Origin of the sequence: Streptomyces odonnellii, from assembly GCF_000981895.1 — a bacterium.
GTDB classification, from domain to species: domain Bacteria; phylum Actinomycetota; class Actinomycetes; order Streptomycetales; family Streptomycetaceae; genus Streptomyces; species Streptomyces odonnellii.
This window is the reverse complement of record NZ_LATD01000482.1, coordinates 1-3,068: the sequence shown is the minus strand read 5'-3', so window position 1 is coordinate 3,068 and position 3,068 is coordinate 1. Positions and strand designations below refer to the sequence as shown.

Below are 3,068 nucleotides of genomic sequence, written 5' to 3'. Positions count from 1 at the left end.
CCTCGGTGTCGGTGTCGGTGGGTGATGTGTGTACGGGCCGCCCCCAAGGCCCCCGCCGACAGCACGCCCGGGGCCGGCCCGTCCGCGTCACCCACCGACACCGGCACCGCGGCCGCAGGCGTCGTACCCGAGAAGTACCTCGGGACCTGGTCCGGCGGGCTGGAGACGGCAGCCGGGTACAGCACCCGGCTGCTGGTCATCCGGCAGGGCGAGGTCGGCGGGACGGTGCTCTCCCTCACCGCGGACGGCCCGGGGCAGGACGGCGGGAAGTACCACTGTGTCTTCGAGGCGCCGCTCGCCTCCGCCCCGGAACCCGGCGCCCCGCTCCGTATCGGCCCCTCCAAGGTCACCGAGGGGGAGCCGATGTCGTCCTGCACCCCGGGGAAGCCGACCGAGCTGACCATAAGGCCGGACGGCAGCCTCCACCGGGAGTCGAAGGGCGGGGAGTCCCTCACGTACGCGAGGACCAACGAGAGCGGCTGACCGGCCCGGTTCGCGGACCGGGACCGCCCGGTCCGCGAACCCGCCCCCGCCCGCCTCGCGCGCCCCTACAGGAACTACACGCAGGAACTACACGCAGGAACTACACGCAGGAACTACAGGAGCGGGCGAGCCCTACAGGAACGAGTTGATCTGGATCGTCTCCGTACGACCCGGACCCACCCCGATCGCCGACACCGGCGCCCCCGACATCTCCTCCAGCGCCTTCACATAGCCCTGCGCGTTCTTCGGCAGGTCGGAGAAGGACTTCGCCGTCGTGATGTCCTCCGACCACCCCGGCAGGTATTCGTACACCGGCTTCGCGTGGTGGAAGTCCGTCTGGCTGTACGGCAGTTCCTCGACGCGCCGGCCGTCGATCTCGTACGCCACACAGACCGGGATCCGCTCCCAGCCGGTCAGGACGTCCAGCTTGGTGAGGAAGAAGTCGGTCAGACCGTTGACCCGGGTCGCGTACCGTGCGATCACCGCGTCGAACCAGCCGCAGCGCCGGTCGCGTCCCGTCGTGACACCGCGCTCGCCGCCGATCCGGCGCAGCGCCTCGCCGTCGTCGTCGAACAGCTCGGTCGGGAAAGGACCGGCGCCGACCCGGGTCGTGTAGGCCTTGAGGATGCCGATGACCCGGCTGATCCTGGTCGGCCCCACGCCCGTGCCCGTGCAGGCGCCGCCCGCGGTCGGGTTGGACGAGGTGACGAAGGGGTACGTGCCGTGGTCCACGTCGAGGAGCGTCCCCTGGCCGCCCTCGAAGAGGACGACCTTGCCCTCGTCGATGGCGTTGTTGAGCACCAGGGTAGTGTCGGAGACGTAGGGCTTGAGCTGGTCGGCGTAGGTCAGCAGTTCCTCGACGATCTTGCCGGATTCGATGGCGCGACGGTTGTAGAGCTTGGCGAGGATCTGGTTCTTGAAGTCGAGAGCCGCGTCCACCTTCTGGGTCAGGATCGACTCGTCGTACAGGTCCTGGACCCGGATACCGACGCGGTTGATCTTGTCGGCGTAGGTGGGGCCGATGCCCCGGCCCGTCGTACCGATCTTCCGCGAACCGAGGAACCGTTCCGTCACCTTGTCGATGGTGGTGTGGTACGAGGTGATGAGATGAGCGTTACCGCTGATCAGGAGCTTGGACGTATCGACACCACGCTCGTTGAGCCCGCTCAGCTCGGAGAGCAGGACGGCCGGGTCGACCACCACTCCGTTACCGATCACCGGGACGCATCCCGGGGAGAGGATTCCGGAAGGGAGGAGATGCAGTGCGTACTTCTGGTCGCCCACGACGACCGTGTGACCGGCGTTGTTGCCGCCCTGATAGCGCACGACATAGTCCACGGATCCACCGAGCAGATCGGTGGCCTTTCCCTTGCCTTCGTCACCCCACTGAGCACCGAGCAGCACAAGTGCGGGCACAGGCGTACACCCCTTCCGGGCGGGGCATGTCCAAGGTCGGGGGCCGCGCACGCCGTCCATGCGGCTCGTGCTCATGTACGCCGTACGACATCGCACCACGCTGTAGCCACAGAAACCGCTGTACCGCTGTACGACTGCTTGCACTGCCGTACCGCTTGTATGACTGTACGAGCTTGTACGACCGTACGAGTCAGCCCTGACCGTCGAACCGGTGCCCCGGAATAGACGAAGCCCCTGGCGCAATAGCGCAAGGGGCTCTTGCACAAAGATGCTACCCGAGGAAGGACCGAGCTGTTGGCTCCAGAGCCCGCCGAGAACGGCGCGCAGCAGCTTCTGGTGGTCATCGACCCGGTCGCCGGCAGAGCCGACGGCGAATCGGTGCGGATCGCGAAGGACGTGCTCAGCGCGGGCGCCGCGGTGAAGATCTGCTTCCCCGACGGCCCGGAGGAGTTCGCGCGGGCTCTGGCCAGACGCGGGAACAGACGGCCGGTGGTGGTGGGCGACGACCGGGCGCTGCTGCGTACGGTCGCGCTGCTGCACCGCGAGCGGGAGCTTGCCTCCGGGGCGCTGTCGGTGGTGCCGGTCGGGGCCGCTGTGGATCTCGCGCGGTCGCTCGGCGTTCCGACGGGCGCGGTGGCGGCGGCGCGCGCCGTGCTGGACGGGGTGGTGCGCCGGCTCGATCTGCTGGTGGACGACAGCGACGGGGTGGTGCTGGGGGATCTGCGGATCCCGGCGCTGCCCGCGCTGCCCGCGCCCGGGACGGGGGCGGCGCCGGCAGCCGCGTCGGTGTGGCACGCGTGCCGTTCGCTGGTACGGACGCTCGTACGGCCTGTTCCGCAGGCGCTCGCGGCGCATTCGCACCGGCTGCGGGTGGAGGCGGACGGGGTCGTGCTGAACGATCTGGACGAGCCGGTCGAGGGCGTGACGGTGCGGTCGTGCGGAGGGCGCGCGGAGGTCGTGATCCGTACGTGCGGGTCGCCGGAGCCGGTGCGGGCGAAAGCGCTGTCGGTGACGGTGTCGGGGGCGGACTTCCGCTACCGGGCGGACGCCCGGGTGGCGGGGCCGGTACGGACACGGACCTGGACGCTGCGGCCGGACGCGTGGGAACTGACACTGCCGAGCGGTACGGCACCGGCGCGGCTTTAGGCCGGGCGCCGGTGCCGTACGCC

The 3,068-nt window shown here is 69.7% G+C and carries 2 protein-coding genes and 1 pseudogene; 2 read left to right on the top strand and 1 reads right to left on the bottom strand.

All coding sequences use genetic code 11. The features are described from left to right. Positions 1-483 (top strand): annotated as a pseudogene (locus tag WH07_RS33540) (serine/threonine-protein kinase); the annotation flags it as partial. A 132-nt stretch (positions 484-615) separates the two neighbouring features. Here the strand turns inward: WH07_RS33540 and WH07_RS33535 are convergent. Further along, positions 616-1,899 carry an adenylosuccinate synthase gene (locus WH07_RS33535; RefSeq protein WP_046508536.1) on the bottom strand — a complete coding sequence of 428 codons (1,284 nt, stop codon included), beginning with the start codon at positions 1,897-1,899 and terminating at the stop codon, positions 616-618. Positions 1,900-2,190: 291 nt separating this feature from the next. Here WH07_RS33535 and WH07_RS33530 point away from each other — a divergent pair, with 291 nt between their 5' ends. After that, a complete protein-coding gene (locus WH07_RS33530) occupies positions 2,191-3,045 on the top strand; it encodes an acylglycerol kinase family protein (protein WP_046508540.1) in 855 nt (284 codons plus the stop codon). Positions 3,046-3,068 lie beyond the last annotated feature (23 nt).